General features: G+C 62.0%; 22 protein-coding genes. 11 read left to right on the top strand and 11 right to left on the bottom strand.

Annotation, left to right across the window (positions count from 1 at the left end; all coding sequences use genetic code 11):
- Positions 1-4: 4 nt before the first annotated feature.
- The 7 genes from KJQ96_RS01160 to KJQ96_RS01130 all read right to left on the bottom strand — a co-directional run bounded on the left by KJQ96_RS01160 (position 5) and on the right by KJQ96_RS01130 (position 6,860).
- The gene (locus tag KJQ96_RS01160; protein WP_309142347.1) at positions 5-493 is read right to left on the bottom strand and encodes a TRAP transporter small permease; all 489 of its coding nucleotides are present in this window, start codon (positions 491-493) and stop codon (positions 5-7) included.
- Between the two features lie 132 nt (positions 494-625).
- Positions 626-1,627 carry a TRAP transporter substrate-binding protein DctP gene (gene dctP, locus KJQ96_RS01155; protein ID WP_213284870.1) on the bottom strand — a complete coding sequence of 334 codons (1,002 nt, stop codon included), beginning with the start codon at positions 1,625-1,627 and terminating at the stop codon, positions 626-628.
- 46 nt (positions 1,628-1,673) lie between these two features.
- Positions 1,674-2,360 (bottom strand): GntR family transcriptional regulator, encoded by a 687-nt coding sequence (locus KJQ96_RS01150; protein ID WP_213285113.1) that lies wholly within the window; start codon positions 2,358-2,360, stop codon positions 1,674-1,676.
- Between the two features lie 182 nt (positions 2,361-2,542).
- Positions 2,543-3,250, bottom strand: a complete 708-nt coding sequence (locus KJQ96_RS01145) for a substrate-binding domain-containing protein (RefSeq protein WP_213284869.1) — start codon at positions 3,248-3,250, stop codon at positions 2,543-2,545.
- Entirely contained in the window at positions 3,250-5,388 is a 2,139-nt protein-coding gene (locus tag KJQ96_RS01140) for a molybdopterin cofactor-binding domain-containing protein (RefSeq protein WP_213284868.1), read from the bottom strand. Before KJQ96_RS01140 ends, KJQ96_RS01145 begins: the two co-directional genes overlap by 1 nt.
- Entirely contained in the window at positions 5,385-5,855 is a 471-nt protein-coding gene (locus KJQ96_RS01135; RefSeq protein WP_213284867.1) for a (2Fe-2S)-binding protein, read from the bottom strand. The genes KJQ96_RS01140 and KJQ96_RS01135 overlap by 4 nt, the downstream gene beginning before the upstream one ends.
- 27 nt (positions 5,856-5,882) lie before the next feature.
- Complete coding sequence (locus KJQ96_RS01130; RefSeq protein ID WP_213284866.1) at positions 5,883-6,860, bottom strand: tripartite tricarboxylate transporter substrate binding protein; 978 nt, start codon at positions 6,858-6,860, stop codon at positions 5,883-5,885.
- 110 nt (positions 6,861-6,970) lie between these two features.
- Between KJQ96_RS01130 and KJQ96_RS41700 the strand changes: the two genes are divergently transcribed.
- The 8 genes from KJQ96_RS41700 (at position 6,971) to KJQ96_RS01100 (ending at position 12,955) form a co-directional block, all read left to right on the top strand.
- A complete protein-coding gene (locus KJQ96_RS41700; RefSeq protein WP_309142346.1) occupies positions 6,971-7,375 on the top strand; it encodes a hypothetical protein in 405 nt (134 codons plus the stop codon).
- Positions 7,332-7,907 carry an extracellular solute-binding protein gene (locus tag KJQ96_RS01125; protein ID WP_309142345.1) on the top strand — a complete coding sequence of 192 codons (576 nt, stop codon included), beginning with the start codon at positions 7,332-7,334 and terminating at the stop codon, positions 7,905-7,907. Before KJQ96_RS41700 ends, KJQ96_RS01125 begins: the two co-directional genes overlap by 44 nt.
- Before the next feature lie 26 nt (positions 7,908-7,933).
- The gene (locus tag KJQ96_RS41330) at positions 7,934-8,068 is read left to right on the top strand and encodes a hypothetical protein (RefSeq protein ID WP_256441591.1); all 135 of its coding nucleotides are present in this window, start codon (positions 7,934-7,936) and stop codon (positions 8,066-8,068) included.
- Positions 8,069-8,073: 5 nt separating this feature from the next.
- A complete protein-coding gene (locus KJQ96_RS01120) occupies positions 8,074-8,433 on the top strand; it encodes an MmgE/PrpD family protein (protein ID WP_249733638.1) in 360 nt (119 codons plus the stop codon).
- Positions 8,430-9,176, top strand: a complete 747-nt coding sequence (locus tag KJQ96_RS01115; RefSeq protein WP_213284864.1) for an SDR family oxidoreductase — start codon at positions 8,430-8,432, stop codon at positions 9,174-9,176. Before KJQ96_RS01120 ends, KJQ96_RS01115 begins: the two co-directional genes overlap by 4 nt.
- An 84-nt stretch (positions 9,177-9,260) precedes the next feature.
- Entirely contained in the window at positions 9,261-11,369 is a 2,109-nt protein-coding gene (locus KJQ96_RS01110; protein WP_213284863.1) for a molybdopterin oxidoreductase family protein, read from the top strand.
- A 72-nt stretch (positions 11,370-11,441) separates the two neighbouring features.
- The gene (locus tag KJQ96_RS01105) at positions 11,442-12,224 is read left to right on the top strand and encodes an enoyl-CoA hydratase/isomerase family protein (protein WP_213284862.1); all 783 of its coding nucleotides are present in this window, start codon (positions 11,442-11,444) and stop codon (positions 12,222-12,224) included.
- Between the two features lie 50 nt (positions 12,225-12,274).
- On the top strand, positions 12,275-12,955 hold the full coding sequence (locus KJQ96_RS01100; protein ID WP_249733574.1) for an HAD-IIIA family hydrolase: 681 nt from the start codon (positions 12,275-12,277) through the stop codon (positions 12,953-12,955).
- A 209-nt stretch (positions 12,956-13,164) separates the two neighbouring features.
- Here the strand turns inward: KJQ96_RS01100 and KJQ96_RS01095 are convergent, their stop codons facing one another.
- From KJQ96_RS01095 to KJQ96_RS01085, 3 genes are all read right to left on the bottom strand, one after another.
- The gene (locus KJQ96_RS01095; protein WP_213284861.1) at positions 13,165-13,593 is read right to left on the bottom strand and encodes a heme-binding protein; all 429 of its coding nucleotides are present in this window, start codon (positions 13,591-13,593) and stop codon (positions 13,165-13,167) included.
- Positions 13,594-13,621: 28 nt separating this feature from the next.
- Positions 13,622-16,564, bottom strand: coding sequence for an FAD-binding and (Fe-S)-binding domain-containing protein (locus KJQ96_RS01090; RefSeq protein ID WP_213284860.1), 2,943 nt, complete (start codon positions 16,562-16,564; stop codon positions 13,622-13,624).
- A 97-nt stretch (positions 16,565-16,661) separates the two neighbouring features.
- On the bottom strand, positions 16,662-17,411 hold the full coding sequence (locus KJQ96_RS01085) for a GntR family transcriptional regulator (protein WP_213284859.1): 750 nt from the start codon (positions 17,409-17,411) through the stop codon (positions 16,662-16,664).
- 133 nt (positions 17,412-17,544) lie between these two features.
- On the opposite strand from KJQ96_RS01085, the gene KJQ96_RS01080 reads away from it, so the two are divergent.
- From KJQ96_RS01080 to KJQ96_RS01070, 3 genes are all read left to right on the top strand, one after another.
- Positions 17,545-18,747 carry an alanine--glyoxylate aminotransferase family protein gene (locus tag KJQ96_RS01080; RefSeq protein ID WP_213284858.1) on the top strand — a complete coding sequence of 401 codons (1,203 nt, stop codon included), beginning with the start codon at positions 17,545-17,547 and terminating at the stop codon, positions 18,745-18,747.
- Positions 18,748-18,888: 141 nt separating this feature from the next.
- The gene (locus KJQ96_RS01075; RefSeq protein ID WP_213284857.1) at positions 18,889-20,088 is read left to right on the top strand and encodes an alanine--glyoxylate aminotransferase family protein; all 1,200 of its coding nucleotides are present in this window, start codon (positions 18,889-18,891) and stop codon (positions 20,086-20,088) included.
- Positions 20,089-20,123: 35 nt separating this feature from the next.
- Positions 20,124-20,921, top strand: coding sequence for an enoyl-CoA hydratase/isomerase family protein (locus KJQ96_RS01070; RefSeq protein ID WP_057844561.1), 798 nt, complete (start codon positions 20,124-20,126; stop codon positions 20,919-20,921).
- A gap of 26 nt (positions 20,922-20,947) precedes the next feature.
- Here the strand turns inward: KJQ96_RS01070 and KJQ96_RS01065 are convergent, their stop codons facing one another.
- Positions 20,948-21,277, bottom strand: coding sequence for a hypothetical protein (locus tag KJQ96_RS01065; RefSeq protein WP_213284856.1), 330 nt, complete (start codon positions 21,275-21,277; stop codon positions 20,948-20,950).
- Between the last annotated feature and the right edge of the window lie 27 nt (positions 21,278-21,304).

The raw sequence follows: 21,304 nt of genomic DNA, 5'->3' as shown, positions 1-21,304 counted from the left end.
GCAATTACTCGACCGGTACGTGGGCGTCAGCGCCGTCGCGCGGCGGCGGGCCAATTGTCAGGCGTTCGATGACGAACAGGAGCATCATGGCGCCGCTGACCACGATCGGAAGATAGGTGATCCCGACCGAGAGCCATGGAAACTCATCCACCGAATTATCCCAGGTGGTCCGGACCAGCCGCAGTCCCCAAATGACCATGAAGATTGCAATCACGCCCATCAATATTTCGCTGAGGAAAAGTGAGGCGCGGCGCAGCAGTGGCGGCAGCAGGTCGGTACCAACCGTCATGTTCATGTGGATGCGCTGGCGGTAGCAGTTCGCCGAGCCGATGAAGGTGATGCCGACGGTGAGCAGCACGGCCATCGGCTCGGGCCATGACGAGGCGCTGTTGAGGACATATCGGGTGTAGACGGCCCACGGGATGACAGCCGAGACCAGCACGAGCGCCACGCACGCGATCACGGCGCCGGTCCAGTAAACCGTATCGTTCACACGTCGGAAAATTCCGGCCGCAGAATTGAACATTTTGACCTCAGAGAGTAGCGGCGCTTCAAATCGCCTCTGTAGCTCGGAGGAGTGGCCAGAACGGACGTCGTCCGGCCACTCGCCGCTCGCGAGCCGTACCTATTGGACCGCTTCGATACGCTTGACCATCGCGGCGTACTTCGCGCCGTACTTGTCCCAGACCGGCCTGACCGCATCCTGGAACGGTTTCTTGTCGATATCGGTGATGATCTCGGTGCCGGCCGCTTTCATTTTTTCGATCGCAGCATTCTCCGCTTCATACCAGAGCACGCGCTGCTCTTGCTGCGCTTCCTTCGCAAATTTCTTGATCAGCGCCTGATCGTCGGGTGAAAGCTTCTGCCAGGATATCCGCGAGAACACCAGAAGCTCTGGAATGATCAGGTGCTCGGTCATCGTGAAATACTTGGCTACCTGATAATGGTTCTGCGCTATGAACGATGGCGGATTGTTCTCCGCGCCGTCTACGACGCCTGTCTGCATCGAGCTGAAAACCTGATCGAAGCCCAGCGCGACACCGTTGCCGCCCAGCGCGTTCATGGTGTCGACGAAGAGCGGATTGCCCATCATGCGGACCTTGAGGCCCTTGAGGTCGGCCATGTTCCGGATCGGTCGCTTGTTATTATAGACGTTGCGCGAGCCGGCATTCATCCAGCACAGCGCGATCAGGCCGGTCTTTTCGTTGGCGGAAATCTTCGCGAGCAATTCGTCGCCGATCTCGCCGTCGATCACTTTCTCCATGTGCTTGGAGTTACGGAAGACGAACGGCATGTTGAAGACGTTGACGTCGTCCACGACAGGGCCGACGGCACCGACCGAAATACGGGCGAACTGCAGCGCGCCAAGTTGGGCCTGCTCGATCATTTCCTTTTCGCCACCGAGCTGCATCGACGGGAACATCTGGATTGTCAGCCGGCCATTGGTGGCAGCTTCCAGCTTCTTGCCCATCCGGACCACGGCTTCGACCGTCGGATAGCCCAGCGGATGAACGTCCGATGCTTTCAGCACCATTTTCGTTTGGGCAAATGCCGATGAAAGCGGCATTGCGGTCGCCATGGTAGCCCCGAGCCCTGCGCTCAACTTGATGAAGTCGCGTCGTTTCATGTTGTTCCTCCTGATGTTTGTTTATCGTTTTTGGACTTTTCGAACTCTACAGTCGCTCGTCGAAGTACTCCGGATTGATATGTTGAGTAGCCGAAATGTTCTCCAGAAGTTTTTCGAGATGGATTTCCATTGCCCGCCTTGCGCCCTCCGCGTCATGCGCCTCGATCGCGGTCAGGATGGCCTCGTGTTCGACGATGACCTTTGCGATCCTCCCGCGCTGGGGCAGGGTTAGCCGACGATAGCGATCGACGTGCACCTTCACCTGCTGGATATACTTCCAGATTCCGGGATAGCCGGCGACATCGGCGACTGTAGCATGAAACGCTTCATCGGCCTGATGAAACGTCTCGCTGTCTCCGGCCGCGCTGGCCTCGCGCTGTCGCTCCAGGATCGACCGCAGCGCCAGTTTCTGGCTCGACGTCGCACGTTCCGCCGCGAGCCTGGCGGTCGTCTCCTCCAGCGCCTTGCGGATGATGATGGCCTCGGGGAGTGCTGCGACCGGAATGCGCGAAACGAAGATGCCGGATTGGGGATAGATCTCAAGCAGCCCTTCGTCCGATAATTTGAGGATCGCCTCGCGAACGGGCGTGCGGCTCACCCCATAGGAGAGCGCGATCTGCGCCTCCGAGACCGCTTCGCCGGGCCGGCGCTGCAGCGACACCAGTTCGCCTCGAAGATCGGAATAGATCCTGGATGCTGCCGTCGCCGCGCGCGGTCTGCCGCTTCTGCGCATGCCCGCAGCAATTCGGCGAACCTTTGGATCGGTCTTTTTCGATGCGCGGGCGGACATGGCTGCTTTCTCAATTGATATATTAGTATATGAATTGCCTTTGACAAACCAAAAATCGCGCCGCGCACCTATTTCGCGTTGGGGTGATCTGCAGGGGCTCATCTGGAGGTCAGAGGAGTGGCGGCCTAATTGGGCCCGCTGATGAAGCCCGCACGTTTGCGCTGTTCATATTGTCCGTCGCCGATCAACAAGTCGATCAAGTGCTGGGCCTGTTGCGGGTGGGCGGCGGCAGTGGTGATGCCTGCTGTGTACATCGTTGCAAGTTCGCAACCTGCCGGCAGCGAACCGGATAAGGTTACGCCTTCGGTGCCGATGATCTCGGTTGATTGCGTGCATCCGATCGGGCGCCGTGCCTTGGACGCCGCCAGTTCGCGCATCGCCGTCGCGCCATTTGGAAAAATCCTGAGTCGGGCGGCGAGTTGATCGGCGATGCCGAGCTGCCGAAGGACATTTGCAACGTGAATTCCGGCCGTCGAGGCTTTGGTATCCGGCACGAAGATCGCATCGGAGGCGAGGAAAACCTCGTGCAAGCAGGCGGCATCCTTGGCTACGGCCGGGGAATCGCCGGCGCGAACGGCGAGGGCGGTTTCGACCAGGCCGACATCGGCTATCGAAGCGGCAACAATCAGCTTCTCCTGCGCCAGTTTGGCGAGGAGTGCCGCGGTCAGGATGACGATGTCAGCCGGTGTGCCCTTGCGCAATTTTTCGGCCATAACGCCGACCGCTCCGAACTCGCCCGCGATATCAAATCCGGTGTTAGCCTTGAAGCTTGGCGCCAGGCTTCCGACCAGGCCCTGTGCGGCGCCGCCGCTCAGGAGGTTCAGGCTGCTCATCAGCTTAAGTCCATCGCGGCGATGATCCTGTCACGGGTGATGGGCAAATCGCGCACCCGCACGCCAAGGGCGTCGAAGACGGCGTTGGCAATGGCCGCTGTAACCGGGCCGTGGGCGGCCTCGCCGGCACCGACCGGATCCATATCCGGCCGCTGGATGATCTCCACCTTGACATCGGGCACTTCGCTGAAGCGCAGGATCGGATATTCCGTCCAGCTCGTGCTGGTGATGCGTTCTCGGTCAAAGCGCACGCGCTCTTTCAACGCCCAGCTCGTGGCTTGAATGGCGCCGCCTTCGATTTGGTTGATGACGCCATCCGGATTAATCGCTTCGCCGACATCGACCGCCAGCGTCAACTTCCTGACACTGATCTCCTCGGCGCTCTCGATCTCGGCGATCGCAGCGCAATAGGCGCCGGTGTTCTTGTAGCGGCCAAAGCCTATGCCGTGCCCAATGCCGGGCAGCTTCTCGGGCTTCCACCCCGCACGCGCCGCCACGGCGCGGATGACGTCCTTGGCCCGCTCATCCCGCAAGTGGCGCAGCCGGAACGCGACCGGGTCCTCGCCGCGCTCGGCTGCGATTTCATCGAGGATGGATTCAATCGCAAACACATTGCCCTGCCCACCAAGCGTCCGGAGCGCGGAGGTGCGTATCGGCATGGTTGTCAGGCGGTGGCTTTCAATGTGCCAGGATGGAAAATCATAGAGCGGGACCGAGTTGCGATCGCCACCCCCGCCGTTGGCCTGCGGCGGATTGGTCGAGACCATGCGTGGAAACGGGTTCTCCAGTTCGAACGCTGCCAGCAACGCGGGCTGAGCTGCGCGCCCCGGCCGCGCCGCATGGCCGTTGCTCCAGATGGAATGTCGCCAGTCAATGATTTCACCCCGCGCATCAAGATCGACCTCGATCTCGATCGCCATCGCTGCGCCAAACGGCGCATCAGACATTTCGCCCTGGCGCGACCATTGGGCCCGGACCGGCCGGCCGCCGGCGGATTTGGCGAGCAGTACGGCATCGAGCGCGACGTCATCGGCGGCGTTATGGCCGTAGCAGCCGGCGCCTTCCAGATGCTCAACGGTGATGTTCTCGACCGGGAGATTGAGAACCAGCGCCAGATCGGCGCGCAGGAGATAGACGCCCTGGCTGTGCGTCCAGACATGAACGCGATCGCCGTCCCACTGCGCCATGGCACAGGAGGGTGCGATCGACGCGTGAGCAAGATAAGGGCGGGTATATTGCCGCCGGATGGTCCGCGCCACCGTGCCGGATGATGCGGCAGTTTTCTTCCCGATTACGGTGGATTCGGACGGTTGCGCCTTGAGGAAGCTTGCGAGATCGTTTTCGTCTGGCAGCAGCTCGCCATCGGACCAGGTCGCGCCCTTGCGCAACGCATTGAGGGCTACCTCCGCGCCATGCTCGGTCTCGCTGACGACGCCTGCAAAGCTGCCGTCGCGCACGATGGCAACGAGACCAGCCACCGCACGGGCGCCATCCTCGTTCAGCTCCCTGAGTTGCGCTCGGGCATGCTCCGGACGCAGCACGCGTCCGTGCAGCATTCCCGCCAACGCGCGGTCGTGGATGAACCGCGGCCGGCCAAGAACCTTGTCCGGAATGTCGATCCGTTGGACCGAATGCCCGGCCAGCGTCCGGCTCGTTGCGATCTTGGGCGTTACGCCGGGTGTGGCGTCGCGATCGAGCGAGACCTCGTCGGCAAGTTCCCAATAGCTGGTCCTGAGATTGCCGGGGCCCGAAATGATGCCATCCTCGATATGGAGGGTGTCGATGCCGACGCCCAACCGTTCGGCTGCCTGCCGAAGAAAGATTTGGCGAATCTCGGCGCAGGCGTGACGCAGCGCACGGCCCGATTGCTGGATGGAAAGGCTCCCCGATGTGACGCCCTCGTTGGGGCTGACGGCGGTCGACGCCCGGATCATCTGCACGCGAGCTAGATCGATGTCGAGTTCGTCGGCGGCGATCTGCGCCAGCGCCGTCACGATGCCTTGTCCGATCTCCACCTTGCCCGGCGAGACCGTCACCTCTCCACTGCTCGAGAACTTCAGCCACGACGATAATTTCGGGTTCGCCGCAAGGCTTACCGGCAAGGTGGGCGCGGAGGGAGCGGGCGCTGGCTGGTTCATTCTGCCGCCATTTCTTCGGCCGCGCGCAGCACCGCCCGTACCATGCGATTATGCGAGCCGCAGCGGCAGAGATTGCGGTCGAGCGCTTCCTTCACCTCCCTGCTTATCGGCGATGGATTTCGCCTCAGCAGCGCCGCCGCGCTCATCAGGATGCCGGAAACGCAATAGCCGCATTGCAGCGCCTGCTCAGCGATGAAGGCACGCTGCAGCGGATGCGGCTGCTCGCTCGTTCCCAGCCCTTCGATCGTCGTGACATCCTTGTCCGCCACCGACCAGAGCGGCGTATCGCAGGCCGATATCGCGCGATCACCCACGATGACATTGCAGGCGCCGCATTCGCCGGCGCCGCAGCCGAAATGCGGTCCTGTCATACCGAGATGCCCGCGCAGAATATCGAGCAATGAGCGGTCGGGATCGGCGTCAATTTCCAGCTCGACGCCATTGAGGCGAAATCGAACGCTTGGCATCGAGGGAAGGCCTTCTCTGGTGGCATCTTATTGCGGCGGCTTGTCGAATTTCTTGACCACCTCCGCCCATTTCACGATATCGCCGCGGAGGAATTTGTCGAATTCGGCTGCAGTCATTGACATAGGGACGACGCCCTGTTGCATCCATAGTTTTATGATGTCAGGTCGCTTCACAATGTCGTTCACGGCCGCATTGAGTTTGTCGATGATCGGCTTTGGCGTACCCATCGGCGCCATCAAGCCGAGCCAGATCGTGGCCTCGTAGCCGGGAATGCCGGCTTCGATCACCGTCGGCGCATTGGGAAGGACAGTCGATCGCGTCTTGCCGGTCGCCGCCAGCGCGCGCACCTGATTTTCGGCAACGTTAGGGGCCATCGCCGGGACCGCGTCGATCATCATCTGAACCTGGCCGCCGATCACGCCGCTGCGCGCCTCGCCGCTGTTACGGTAAGGCACGTGCACGAGGTCAATGCCGGCCATGGCTTTGAACAGCTCGCCTGCCATATGGTACGGCGTGCCCTGGCCGGAGGAAGCGTAGTTCAGTTTGCCGGGCTGCGATTTGGCGAGCGCGATGAATTCCTGCAGCGTCTTCGCCTGCACGGAAGGGTGAACCACGAGGACGAGGTCGGAATAGTTGACGGGCGCGATCGGTGCGAGATCGCGCATCAGTTCGTATTTGCGCTGCGGCACCAGCGATTCGTTTGCGGTCTGCGTGTTCGACATCATCAGCAGCGTGTAGCCGTCCGGCGGCGACTTGACGACGTCCTGCGTGCCGATCACGCCGCCGGCGCCGGTGCGGTTCTCGATCACGAAGGCCTGCCCGAAGCTTTCCTGCAGGATGCTGCCGATCTGCCGGGCGGTGACGTCGGCAGGCCCTCCGGCGCCGAAGGGCACGATCACCTTCACCGGCCGCGACGGATAATCCTGCGATTGCGCTGGCGCGCTTGGGGACGATATTGCGAGCAGAGTTGCAGCCAGCGCCAATGTAATCCTTGGGCTTGTCATCTCCATCCCTCGAACTTGTGTTCTGTTCGTTGCGCCAAGTCTAGCTGCAACGCAAATGAGCTGTCGACGAAAGAGTCGCTGCGCGCGTTCGGAATAAACGGTATTCTCCGGTGTACCGGACCCCAGCAACGCCACGCAGAACAGGCCTGACAAAATGTAGATGGAGCGCCAATGAATTCGATTTCGCGACGCAAGCTGCTCAAGGGCACGGGCGCCGTTCTCGCAGGCGCAGCATTTTCCACGCGCGTCATGGCGGCTGCGCCGCCGCCGGAAGCGGTCACGCCCGCGCTGATCGAGGCGGCGAAGGAAGCAAGGTCATCGATTACACCTCGACCGACTTACCGGTCGCGGAGAAGCTGGCCAAGGCGTTCGAGGCGAAATACCCGGGCATTGCGGTGCGTGTCGAGCGCACCGGGGCAGAGCGCTTGTTCCAGCTATCGGGCAGGAATATTCCAGCACGCCGTCGATATCGTGAATTCATCCGACGCCGCGCATTTCATCGGCTGGAAGCGTGACGGCGTTCTGGCGCCTTACGTGCCGGAAGACGTCGCAAAGTTCTATCCGGCCGAGCACAAGGATCCGGACGGCCAGTTTGCGAGCTTCCGCGTCTGGCTCAGCATCATTGCCTACAACGCAAATCTGGTGAAAGCGGAGGACGCGCCGAAGAGCTTTGCCGATCTGCTCGATCCCAAATGGAAAGGCAAGATCGTCAAGGCGCACCCGGGCTATAGCGGCACCATCATGACCGCGACCTACCAGATGCAGCGCGATCTCGGCTGGAGCTTTTTCGAGAAGCTCGCCCGGCAGAACATCATGCAGGTGCAGTCGTCGGCCGATCCGCCGAAGAAGCTCGATCTCGGCGAGCGCGCGGTGATGGCCGACGGCAATGAATACAACATTTTCCAGATGAGGGAGGCAGGTCGTCCGGTCGAGCCGATTTATGCCACGGAGGGCTCCCCGCTGATCATCGGGCCGAACGGCGTCTTCAAGGATGCACCCAATCCCAACGCGGCAAGACTGTTCCAGTCGTTCAGGCCCAGCAATTGATCATCGATGTCGGTGGCCTTCGCTCGATGCACTCTCAAACCGTAGAGAAGGCAGGGCGCAAGCCGCTCAAGGACGTCAAGACCATGAAGGACGACGCCGCGGCAGTAGAGAAGGAAAGCGAGGCCATCAAGGCGCGCTATACCAAGATATTTCGCATTTGACCGGGATGGCCTCCGGACTATCAAGGATTTCGCTCGCCGAAACGCTTGCCGAAAGGATCGCCGCACTCAGACCCGGCGCGTTACCGGCTGAAACCGTCCGCAAATGCGAGGATCTGCTGATCGACGTGGTCGGCCTGTGCGTCACCGCGCGCAACGAGGATTACGTCGGGAGTGCGCTGGCCAGTTGCGACGACGATGGTCCCTGCACGGCGATCGGGCACAAGCGCACGCTGAGCGCGGCCGGTGCCGCCTTCGTCAACGGCACTGCCGCGCATGGCGAGGACTTCGACGCGGCGTTGAAGCTGATGGCGGGGCTGTATGATGGCCGCATCGATCTTTCCTCATTGCGGGGTAGCGGCTCATGACCAAAGAGCTCACCGGCAAAGTCGCCATCGTCACCGGCGCCGGCCGCAATATCGGCCGCGCGATCGCGCTGACGCTGGCGGAAGGTGGCGCGTTCGTCGCGGTGAACGCGCGTAGCAACCGCGCCGAAGCGGAGGCAGTCGCCCAGCAGATCGAGGCCGCCGGCAGCAAGGCGGTGGTTCATATCGGCGACATCGCTGATGCTAACGCAGTGCAGGTCATGGCCGATGCCGCCGTGCAGCAATTCGGCCGCATCGATATCCTCGTCAACAACGCCGCGCTGCGGCGCGAAAAGCCATTCGCCGAGATGGACTATGCGGCGCGAAATCCTCGACGTGACACTGATGGCGCGTTCCACTGCGTGAAAGCCTGCCTGCCGGCGTTGCGAGAGTCCGGCGCGGGGACCATCGTCAATATCGGTGGCCTCAGCACGCACACGGGGGCAAAAAATCGCGCGCATGTGGTGACGGCGAAGGCTGGCATCATCGGCTTGACCCGCGCGCTGGCGCACGACCTCGCTGATGACGGCATCACCGTGAACTGCGTGGTTCCCGGCCTGATCGGTACGCCCCGGCCGAAGGATAAGCCCGAGCCGGCGCATCATTTGACGCATCAGACCATCACCGGCAATCGGGGACTGCCGAAAGACGTCGCCTCAACCGTGCGTTTTCTGTGCGGGCCCGGCGCGCGCTACGTCACCGGGCAGGCGATCCACACCAATGGCGGCGCCTATTTGGGCGCCTGATGCATGGCTAAAGGCTGTTTTTGCAGACGTAGTGCCGGGCAAAGCCTCTCGGCGATCGCGGCGTTTAATGTTACTTAGAATCGCATGAACCAGCATGCCAAGGTCGATATCCGCCACTCCACCTGTCCGCACGATTGTCCGTCGGCCTGCGCACTCGACATCGAGGTGATCGACGGGCGTTCGATCGGGCGGGTACGCGGTTCCAAGCAGCAGACGTATACGGCCGGCGTGGTCTGCGCCAAGGTGGCGCGCTACGCCGAGCGCATTCATCATCCCGAGCGGCTGCTGTACCCGATGCGCCGCACCGGACCGAAGGGCTCCGGTCAGTTTGCGCGGATTTCCTGGGATGAGGCGCTGGACGAAATCGCGGCGCGGTTCGATCGGGCCGAGCGTGAATTCGGTGCTGAGTCGGTCTGGCCCTATTACTATGCCGGTACCATGGGGCTCGTCATGCGCGACGGCATCAATCGCCTGGCGCATGTAAAGAAATATTCGCGCTTTTACTCGACGATCTGCGCCAACATCGCGCGTGTCGGCTTCGCCATCGGCACCGGCAAGATCGCCGGCGTCGATCCGCGCGAGATGGGCGTCTCCGATCTTGTCGTGATCTGGGGCACCAATCCGGTGAATACGCAGGTCAACGTGATGACGCATGCCTCGCGCGCCCGCAAGGAGCGCGGCGCGAAAATCGCGGCGATCGACGTCTACAACAACGACACCATGAAGCAGGCCGACATCAAGATATTGCTCCGGCCCGGCACCGACGGCGCTTTCGCCTGCGGCGTCATGCACGTGCTGTTCCGCGAAGGTTACGCGGATCGCGCCTATATGGATCGTTATACTGACTGCCCCGACGAACTCGAGGCGCATCTGGCGACGCGCACGCCGGAATGGGCTTCGAACATCTCGGGCGTACCGGTCGAGGAGATCGAGGCGTTTGCGCGCCGGGTCGGCCAGACCAAGCGTGCGTTCTTCCGCCTTGGCTATGGCTTCACCCGCAGCCGCAACGGCGCGGCTCAGATGCATGCGGCGCTGTGCATCCCGGCGGTGACGGGTGCCTGGCAATACGAAGGCGGCGGCGCATTCTTCAACAATGCGGGGATCTGGAATTTCGATGAGTCGATCATCGAGGGCCACGACGCGATCGATCAGACGACCCGTTGGCTCGATCAATCAAAAATCGGACGCATCCTGACCGGCGATGCCGACGCCTTGAAAGGCGGCAGTCCCGTCAAGGCAATGCTGATTCAGAACACCAATCCCGTGACGGTCGCCCCCGAACAGGCGCTGGTGCGCCGGGGCTTTGCGCGCGATGACCTGTTTGTCGCGGTGCATGAGCAGTTCATGACCGAGACGGCGGTCATGGCCGACATCGTGCTTCCAGCCACCATGTTCATGGAACATGATGACCTCTATTACGGCGGCGGCCACCAGCATATTTCGGTGGGCGCGAAGCTGATCGATCCGCCCGGCGAGTGCCGTTCCAACCATGAGGTGCTGCAAGGCCTCGGCCGCCGCCTCAATGCCGTGCATCCCGGATTTGAGATGACGCCGCGCGAACTGATCGATGCGACGCTGAAGAAGAGCGGTCACGGCGACATCGAGGCGTTGGAAGCGGATCTGTGGCGCGATATCCAGCCGGATTTTCGAACCTCGCATTATCTCGACGGTTTTGCGCACCAGGACAAGAAGTTCCACTTCAAGGCCGATTGGGCGAATCCTCCGTCCGGTAAGCCTGGCCTCGGTCCGTGGGAGCAGATGCCGTCGCTGCCGGACCACTGGACGGTCATCGAGGAAGCGGATGAGGCGCATCCGTTCCGGCTCGCCACCAGTCCGTCGCGCAGTTTCCTCAATACCAGCTTCAACGAAACCCCGTCGTCGATCGCGCGCGAGGGCAGTCCGACCGTCATGATCCATCCCGAAGATGCGGCGTCACTCGGGATTGCTGACGGCGATGCCGTCATGCTTGGCAACACGCGCGGCGAAACGACGTTGACCGCGCGGCTATTCGACGGCCTGCGCCGTGGCGTGCTGGTCGCGGAATCCATTCATCCCAACAAGGCCCATATCGGCGGCCGCGGCATCAACATGCTGACCGGAGCCGAAGCCGTCGCGCCAGTCGGCGGCGCGGCGTTCCATGACAACAAGGTCTGGGTGAAAAAGGCGACCTCAGCCAGTGGGCGCAAGAGTTAGATCGCTCTTGCAGTCCACCGTCATCCTGCCGCAAATGCGTTGCCAGCATTTGACGAAAAGGCGAGCGGGACAATGACCGACCACAAAAGCGTAATCTACGAAAAGCGCGGGCAGGCGTTCTGGATCACCATCAACCGCCCGGACAAGCGCAACGCCATCAATGCCGATGTGGTCGCCGGCATCGCCCGCGGCTATCGCGACGCGCATGACGACAAGGACGTCCGCGTAATCGTGCTGACGGGGGCAGGCGACAAGGCGTTTTGCGCCGGCGCCGATCTGCAGAACAGCGGTGCTGCCTTCGCGATGGACTATTCGCGACCGAATGTCGACTACGCCGATCTGCTGCGGCTGTCGCAAAACGCCATCAAGCCCGCAATCGCCCGTGTCGGGGGCGTCTGCATGGCCGGCGGCATGGGGCTGTTGTGCATGACCGACATGGCGGTCGCCGCCGATCACGTCATCTTCGGTTTGCCCGAGGTGAAGGTGGGCGTGTTCCCGATGCAGGTGCTGAGCCTGCTGCAGTCGATCGCGCCGAAGCGGCTGGTCAGCGAGTGGTCACTGACCGGTGAGCCGTTCGACGCGCACGCAGCACAGGCTGCCGGGCTCCTGAACTACGTGGTGCCAGCGGCCGAGCTCGACGCCAAGATCGACTGGTTAGTCAGCCGCATCGTCGACAAGTCGCCTACGGCGATCCGCCGCGGCAAATATGCGATGCGCGCCATCGCCTCGATGTCGTTCGACGAAAGCATCGCCTATACCGAAAGCCAGATCGCGCTACTGGCGATGACGGAAGACGCCAAGGAAGGGCTGAGGGCTTTCAGCGAGAAGCGAAAGCCTGCGTGGCCCGGCAAATAGCTCGGTTGTAAGTCCGCGAAGGCAAGCTGACGCCTTCGACCGCTCCAGGAATGGAGGCTGAGACCGTCAGGGGACATGGGAAATTATACCTCGCCGTTCCAACGACATCGTGCTTTGAAATTTCATTCCCGAGCGGGTTCCTCGAACATCAACAAATGCACCAGCGATCGTCATCAAAATCCTTTCCTGCTTTCTTAGGCGATGAAATGAAAAGACCAGCGATTTTCTTTGATCGAGATGGAGTGCTCAATGAGGACCACGGCTATGTTTTCGAGATTAGTCAACTGAAATGGATTGAGGGCGCGCGCGAAGCGGTCAAAGTTGCTAATGGTGCTGGATATTTTGTGTTCGTGATTACTAACCAGTCAGGAGTAGCTAGAGGTCTTTACGAGGAAACTCACGTAGAAGCGTTGCACAAGTGGATGGAAAATGACCTGGCCAAGATCGGTGCGCACATAGATGCATTCGAATACTGCCCTTATCATCCCGAGGCAGCGATAGAGCGATATCGTCGAGTAAGTCCGCGACGCAAGCCTGCACCAGGAATGATCCAGGATCTCGTGGAGCGCTTTCCGGTGGACGTCAGTCGCAGCATTCTGATAGGCGACAAGCCCACCGATCTCGAAGCAGCGCAGGCTGCTGGCATAAAAGGCTATTTGTTTCCGGGGCACAACTTAGCGCAGTTCTTGAAATCGATATTGGCGCTAAACAGGGATCTGCATTCGTTGTAACATCAGATGTGTCGGTCGACTTTCGCCGGCGCGGAGGACACTCCGCGCTCGCTCGCTAAGCCGAGTTCCCATGACCGGTGCGGATCGTCTTTTGCGATCGAAATCCGCAACGGTGCGGCGGAAGCAGATGCCGATTCGATTGCGGTGATCTAGCGTTCTCGCAACGCGTGAGGCGTCAGCTAAATGAGATCAATTGACGACGCCGACGGTTATCCCGCATTTGCCTTAAGTCCGACGGCCTCGATGCCGGCGATCGCGCAAGTCTCGTCATTGTCGGAGGTGTCGCCGCTGACGCCGACCGCGCCGAGCAACGTCGTGCCGTCCATGATCAGCACGCCGCCCGGCACTGGCACCAGGCGCCCTTGTGCCAGCGCATTCACGGCTCCGACGAAGTAAGCCTGCTCTTGGGCGCGCTGGAACAACGCCCGCGATCCCATGCCCATTGCGAGCGCGCCATAGGCCTTGCCGTGCGCAATCTCGGCCCGCATCAGGCTGGTGCCGTCCTGGGCGGCAGTGACCTTCACGCAGCCGCGGGCGTCCAGAATGGTGATGACCAGCGGCTTCAGCTTCTTCTCGACGCCCTTGGCAAGCGCGGCATCGAGAATCTTGCGGGCGACGTCGAGAGTGAGTTCAGCCATAAATGAATTCCTTTGCGATTAGGCAGGATTAACGGTTGGATTGCGCGCTGTCGAGGCTCATCGCCAGTACGCGGGCGACGTGAAGCGGTGCACGGTTCGTGCCATCCTTGATCTGATGGCGGCATGACGTGCCGTCGGCAACGATCAGCGTGGCGGTATCGGCGCGGCGCACCGCCGGTAGTAGGGACAGCTCAGCCATATCCATCGAGGCCTGATAGGTATCGGCGCCGTAGCCGAAGGCGCCAGCCATGCCGCAGCAGCTCGACTCGATGGTTTCGACACCGAGCTCGGGAATGAGACGCAGCACCTTCTCGACAGGCTTGAAGGCGCCGAATGATTTTTGATGGCAGTGCCCATGTACCAACGCTTTCGTCGGCATGGCGCGAAGCGGCAGCTTGAGGCGGCCGGCTTCGGCCTCGCGAACCAGAAATTCCTCGAACAGCAATGCGTGCGCGCTGACGCTCTTGGCGGCATCGTCCGAGCGTAGCGACAGCAGCTCGTCGCGCAGCGTTAGCAGGCAGCTCGGCTCCAGTCCGACGATTGGCAAGCCGCGTGCAGCGAATGGCGCATAGGTGGCCACCAGCCGGTTCAATTCGCCGCGCGCCTGATCGACCAGACCCGCCGAAAGGAAGGTCCGCCCGCAGCACAGCGGCCGGACGCGATCTGTCGGGCTCGGCAGGTGAACCCGGTATCCGGCTTCGACCAGAACGCGTAGCGCGGCGTCGAGATTCTCCCGCTCGTAAACACGATTAAACGTGTCGGCGAACAGCACGACCTCGCGGCCATCTGCCGGGCCGAAGAACTCGGCTTCCGGCTTGAATCCGTCGCGGCGGAATGCGGGCAGGGCGCGCTTCGCGCTGATGCCGGCAAACTTCTCGAACAGGGCACGCAACAGTGGACTGCTGTTGCGCCAGTTGGCCAGCGGGGCAAAGCGGGAGGCGAGATCCGCATAGCGCGGCAGATAGCCGACCAGCCGGTCGCGCAGGGAAAGGCCATGTTTCTCCGCGCGCGCGGCCAGCACCTCGATCTTCATCTTGGCCATGTCGACGCCGGTCGGGCATTCATGACGGCAGGCCTTGCAGGACACGCAGAGTTTCAGCGTCTCCATCATTTCATCTGAAGCCAGCGCGTCAGGACCCAACTGTCCCGAGATCGCCAGTCGCAGCGTATTGGCGCGGCCACGCGTGACGTCCCTCTCGTTGCGGGTCGCGCGATAGGACGGGCACATCACGCCGCCTTCGAGCTTCCGGCAGGCGCCGTTGTTGTTGCACATCTCGACTGCGCCCTGAAAGCCGCCGCCGGCGCCGGGATAAGCCGACCAGTCGAGCGCGGTCTTCAGTTCGGCAACGCGATAGTCCGGCCGATAACGGAACAGCGAACGGTCGTCCATCTTCGGCGGATCGACGATCTTGCCGGGATTAAGCAAATTGTCCGGGTCGAAGCGCTGCTTGACCTCCCTGAAATCAGCAACAATGCGCGAGCCGAACATCGCTTCATGAAATTCGGAGCGAACCAGTCCGTCGCCATGCTCGCCGGAGTGCGAGCCCTTGTACTCGCGCACCATCTCGAACGTCTCTTCGGCAATGGCGCGCATCGCCTTGACGTCCTTCTCAAGCTTCAGATTAAGGACGGGCCGTACATGCAGGCAGCCTTCGGAGGCGTGCGCATACATGGTGCCGCGCGTGCTGTGCTTGGCGAAGATGGCATTGAGCCGCTCGGTGTAGTCGGCGAGGTGGGGCAGTGGCACGGCGCAATCCTCGACGAAAGAGACCGGCTTGCCCTCCTGCTTCATCGACATCATCACGTTGAGGCCGGCGGCGCGGAAATCGGCGATGCCGGTCTGCAAGCCTGGCTCCGTGATCTCGACCACGCCGCCCCATTTGCGTTGTGGCCTGTCCCAGCCGAAGCCGAGATCGGCCATCAGTTCGCCGAGTTGCTTCAGCCGATGTAAATTCTCGGCCTGATCTTCCTCGGCGAATTCGACGACCAGCACCGCATCGGGATCGCCGCGCACGGCCGTGGCGATGATCGGCTGGAACATCGCGATCTCGCGGCCGAGCGCAATCATGGTGCGATCAACCAGTTCCACCGCAATCGGCCGCAGCTTCACCAGATGCTGGGCGGCATCCATCGCCTCGTAGAAGCTGCCGAAATGGCAGACGCCCAGCACCTTGTTGCGAATGACAGGCCACAGCTTGAGCTCGACCTGCGTCGTGAAGGCAAGCGTGCCCTCGGAGCCGACCAACAGGTGCGCCATATTGTTGGGCGCGTTGCGCGGCACCAGCGCATCGAGATTGTAGCCGCCGACGCGGCGCTGCACCTTTGGAAACCGCTCGGATATCTCGGCGGCCTCGCGCTCGCCGAGATCGAGCATGTCGCGGAACAGCGCAAGCCCGCTCTGGGGCGAATTCACCCGCGCGAGATCCCGCGGCACCTCGCCGAAATGCAAAAGGGTGCCGTCGGCCAGCGCCGCATCTATCGACAGCGTATTGTCGCGCATGGTGCCGTAACGCAGCGAACGGCCGCCGCAAGAATTGTTGCCGGCCATCCCGCCGATGGTGGCGCGGGAGGCGGTCGAGACGTCGACCGGAAACCACAGCCCGTGCTTCTTGAGCTGGCGGTTGAGATCATCGAGCACGATGCCGGGCTCGACCACACAAATGCGGTTTTCGACATCGAGGGAGAGCAGGCGGTTCAGGTGCTTCGAAAAGTCGACTACGATTCCCTCGTTAACGGTCTGGCCGCACTGCGACGTCCCGCCGCCGCGCGGGGTGACGATCCGGCCCTCATCCCTCGCGATGGCGACCGCCCGCAACGCCTCGTCCATGGTCCGGGGCACCACCACGCCGAGCGGCAGGATTTGATAGAAGGAGGCGTCAGTCGCGTAGCGGCCGCGGTTGAACGCGTCGAACAGAACGTCGCCCGCCATGTTTGACCGCAAGCGTCGCTCGAGTGTTGAGGCGTTCTTCATCCCAAATCCAAAGTGATCCAAAAGGGGGTCACCCCTTCGACACGGTCATGCACTTTTTCGTCGGATGAACTAGCTTATGAATTCATAATCGGCAAGGCTAGCCCCCGGCGGCCATGGCTGCGGTGGCCTCCCGTGCTTCAGCCAAGTGCTCGATAGCGGCGGTCCGTTTGTTGCGCAAATGCTCGAACAGGATGTCGCTCAGCTCGCTCCCGGCCCGGCGACGCAACGCATCCAGGATCGCTTCGTGCTCGCGCATGGCCTCAGCCCAGCGCTGCCGCTTGCGGGCGAAGTTGGCGGAGTATCGGATACGGCGAATCCGGCCGGCGAAGTTGGCGTAGGCCGCGCGCAGGGTCTCGTTGCGCGCAGCGGCGACGATGCTCTCGTGGATGCGCTGGTTGATCTGAAAATAGCCGTGCATGTCGCGGTGCAAGTAATGGCCGTACATTTTGTAGTGCAACCGCTCGATTTCCGCGATTTCCTCGTCGGTGATGGCTTCGCAGGCAAGGCGCCCGGCCAGGCTTTCCAGACCGGCCATCACGTCGAAAAGCTCCTCCAGGTCGCGCTGGCTAAGCTGGCGTATCCGCGCGCCCCGGTTGGGCAGGAGTTCGATCAGGCCCTCTGCGGCCAGAACTTTCAGCGCCTCGCGCAGCGGCGTTCTTGAAATGCCGAGCATTTCGCAAAGCTTCCGTTCCGGAACCCGCGCACCTTCCGGAATGTTGCCCTCAACGACATAGTCGCGAAGGCGCAGCAAAATTTCCCCGTGCAGCGACGCTTCCTGCCGGTCTGTGCCGTTGCCGGGTGCGGTTTGGGCGATCGGCGCCCCAGCTTCGGGAATCGTGGATTTCATTTGCATGAGCGTAGTTTGCCAAGTCTGCGGCGTCGACGTTTCAGATCGAATGCCAAATTAGCATTGAAAAGATAAAAAATGAATGCAAAATTGGTCGCGGTGTTATCAAGATGCGGCCTGGTGGGAGGTTTTCATGCAGCAAGGACGGCATTTTCTTCAGATTCCAGGGCCTAGTCCGATTCCGGACCGCGTTCTTCGCGCGATGGACATGCCCGTGATCGACCACCGCAGCGCCCAGTTCGCCGAACTCGGGCGGGCCGTGCTCGGCGGCAGCCAGAAGATTTTCCAGACCTCGGGACCGGTGGTGATCTTCCCGTCGTCGGGGACAGGGGCCTGGGAGGCCGCCATCGTCAACACGCTGTCGCCTGGCGACAAGGTTCTGATGGTGGAGACCGGCCATTTCGCGACCCTGTGGCGCCAGATGGCGGGACGCTGGGGAATTGACGTCGACTTCTTGCCCGGCGACTGGCGCCGTGGCGCCGACCCGGCAGTCATCGAGGAAAGGCTGGCGCGCGACACATCGCATGCGCTCAAGGCCGTGATGGTCGTCCACAACGAAACGTCGACCGGTGCGACCAGCCGGATCGGCGAAATCCGCGCCGCGATGGACCGGGTCGGTCATCCGGCCTTGCTGATGGTCGACACCATCTCTTCGCTGGGATCGGTCGAGTACCGGCACGATGAATGGAAGGTCGACGTCAGCGTGAGCTGCTCGCAGAAAGGATTCATGTTGCCGCCCGGTTTGGGCTTCAACGCAATCTCGGACAAAGCCCGCGCTGCAGCCAAGACCAACAAAATGCCGCGGTCGTATTGGGATTGGGAGGAAATGCTGAAGCCGAATGCGAATGGCTTCTTTCCCTATACCCCGGCGACCAACCTGCTCTACGGCCTGCGCGAGGCCATTGCGATGTTGCTTGAGGAGGGGCTCGACAAGGTCTTCGCTCGCCATCAGCGGCTCGCCGCTGCTACGCGTGCCGCCGTCAATCATTGGGGACTGGAGGTGCTTTGCCAGGAGCCAAAGGACTTTTCGCCGGTGCTTACCGCCGTGCTGATGCCGCCGGGGCATGACGCGGACCAGTTCCGCAAGGTGGTGCTCGACAACTTCAACATGTCGCTCGGCTCCGGTCTGTCGAAGGTGGCCGGCAAGGTATTCCGCATTGGTCATCTCGGCGAATGCAACGAGCTGACCTTGCTCGCTGCGCTGACGGGCGTGGAGATGGGATTATCAGTCGCCGGCATTCCGTACCGGGCCGGCGGTGTCGATGCCGCGATGAAGTATCTGGAAGAGCGCCCGCAAGGCAATTTCCCGGCGCATCTCAAGGTGGTCGGCAGCTAGCCAGCAGCTCGCGCCTGCCGGCGATGCCGCTCCAGCCCTGCTCCTTGCGCATTGACGTGCTGCGTCCGGCGGGCGACAAGCCCGCCAAAGGGTGATATTCGAGCGGCTCGAAACGCCAAGGCAATACCGGGAAGGACGCCCATGACTGTGCATACTGGAAGGCATTTTCTGCAGATCCCGGGGCCGACCAACGTGCCGGACCGGGTGCTGCGCGCCATGGACATGCCGACCATGGACCACCGGGGGCCCGAGTTCGCCGAGGTTGGTTATGCCGTGCTGGCGGCCATGCAGCGGGTGTTTCGCACCAAGCAGCCGGTAATCATCTATCCGTCGTCCGGCACCGGCGCATGGGAGGCGGCACTCGTCAATACGCTGCAGCCGGGCGACAAGGTGCTGATGGCGGAGACCGGGCAGTTTGCCGTGCTGTGGCACGGTATCGCCGACAAATTCAAACTCGAAGTGGATTTCATTCCCGGTGACTGGCGCCATGGCGCCGACCTTGAGCAGATCGAGGCGCGGCTGTCGGCCGACAAGGCGCACAAGATCAAGGCCGTGTGCGTGGTCCACAACGAGACTTCGACCGGCTGCGTCACCCATCCGCAGGACGTCCGCAAGATTCTCAACCGCGTCAACCATCCCGCGCTCTTGATGGTCGACACCATCTCTGGTCTGGGATCGCTGGAATATGAGCACGACGCCTGGGGCATCGATGTCTCGGTCGCCGGATCGCAAAAGGGCCTGATGCTGCCGCCGGGTCTCGGCTTCAACGCCATCTCGGAAAAGGCGCTCGCAGTGGCGAAGGCCAATCCCGCGATGCGGTCTTATTGGGACTGGCAGGAAGTCATCGCGATCAACAAGGCGGGCACTTGGCCCTACACGCCGGCAACGAACCTGCTGTTCGGGTTGCGCGAAGCGGTCAAGATGCTCGAGGAGGAAGGGCTTGAGAACGTCTTCGCCCGCCACAAACGCCACAGCGCTGCGACGCGCGCGGCCATCAAGGTGTGGGGGCTGGAAACGCAATGTCAGGAGCAGGGCGCGCATTCGCCCGCGTTGACCGGCGTCGTCATGCCGGAAGGCCATGACGCCGACAACTTCCGCAAGGTCGTGCTGGAAAACTTCGACATGTCGCTCGGCACCGGCCTGAACAAGATCAAGGGCAAGGCGTTCCGGATCGGCCATATCGGACATTTCAACGATCTGATGCTGATGGGCACGCTGTCGGGTGTCGAGATGGGTCTCGATCTCGCCAAGGTGCCGCATCGCGGCGGTGGCGTGCTGGCGGCGATGGAAGTGCTCAAGGGACGCGACGTCGTGGCGATGCCGAAGGCCGCTGTCGCCTGAGCCTGTTTGACCGAAACAAAATAGAGAGAGCTGCGATGAACGCTCCGGTAGCTTCGACCGAAGACCTGATCTATTCCGTCGAGGACGGCATCGCCCGGCTGACGTTCAACCGTCCGCAGGCGCGCAACGCGCTGACCTTTGCCATGTACGAGCAGATGGCGGCGATCTGCGAGACCATCAACAATGATCGCTCGATCAAGGCGATGATCTTGACCGGCGCCGGCGACAAGGCGTTCGCATCGGGCACCGACATTTCGCAGTTCCGCGCCTTCAAGACTGCACAGGACGCGCTCGACTATGAGGCGCGGATCGACCGCGTGCTCGGTGCGCTGGAGGCCTGCCGGGTGCCGACGATCGCGGCGATTGCCGGCGCCTGCACTGGCGGCGGGGCCGGGATTGCGGCGTGCTGTGACATCCGCATCGGTACCGAGACAACGCGGATGGGTTTTCCGATCGCGCGTACGCTCGGCAATTGCCTGTCGATGTCCAATATCTCCAGGCTCGTTTCGCTGGTCGGTCCGGCGCGCACCAAGGACCTGATCTTCAAGGCGCGGCTGGTCGAGGCGCCGGAAGCGCTGGCGCTCGGGCTGCTCAATGAGGTGGTGCCCGATGTCGCAACGTTGCAGCGCCGCGCCGACGAGACTGCGAAACTCGTTGCGAGCCATGCGCCAATCACGCTCGAAGTCACCAAGGAAGCGGTGCGCCGCATCCGGCGGACATTGACGCGTGACGAGGGCGAGGACCTGATCCTGCGCGCCTATATGAGCGAGGACTTCCGCGAGGGAATGGACGCGTTCCTCAACAAGCGCTCGCCGAACTGGAAGGGAAAATAAGGTACCCAAGCGTTCAGAACCGCGCACTATGGTTTGGCGGCCTTTTTGGCCAATTCCATACCGAGGTCGAGCGCCGCGATACCTATCCTGTCCGAAGGCGTGGTGAGGCAACGTTGGTCCATCCATGCGATGATGGCGTCGAAGTCGCCGCCACCCACCATGTCGCGCTCGCCGCTGATGTTCAGGCCGCTGATAAATCCAACCAGCCAGGATTCAAAGCTTCCTTTAACGACCGCATTCTTCTTGCGGTTGGTCCAAGCCGTGCAGGTTTGAGAGCCCGCACCAATTATTGAGGAGCCGGCGTCCGCGGCGGTGGCAAGACAAGCCAGGAGAAAACCAATCGCGAACGCTTTCATGTTTTTTCGCCGACCATCATTCGTCGG

Source organism: Bradyrhizobium sp. sGM-13, assembly GCF_018398875.1.
GTDB lineage: Bacteria > Pseudomonadota > Alphaproteobacteria > Rhizobiales > Xanthobacteraceae > Bradyrhizobium.
Note: the sequence above shows the minus strand (reverse complement) of the source record. Positions and strands in the feature narration are given on the sequence as shown.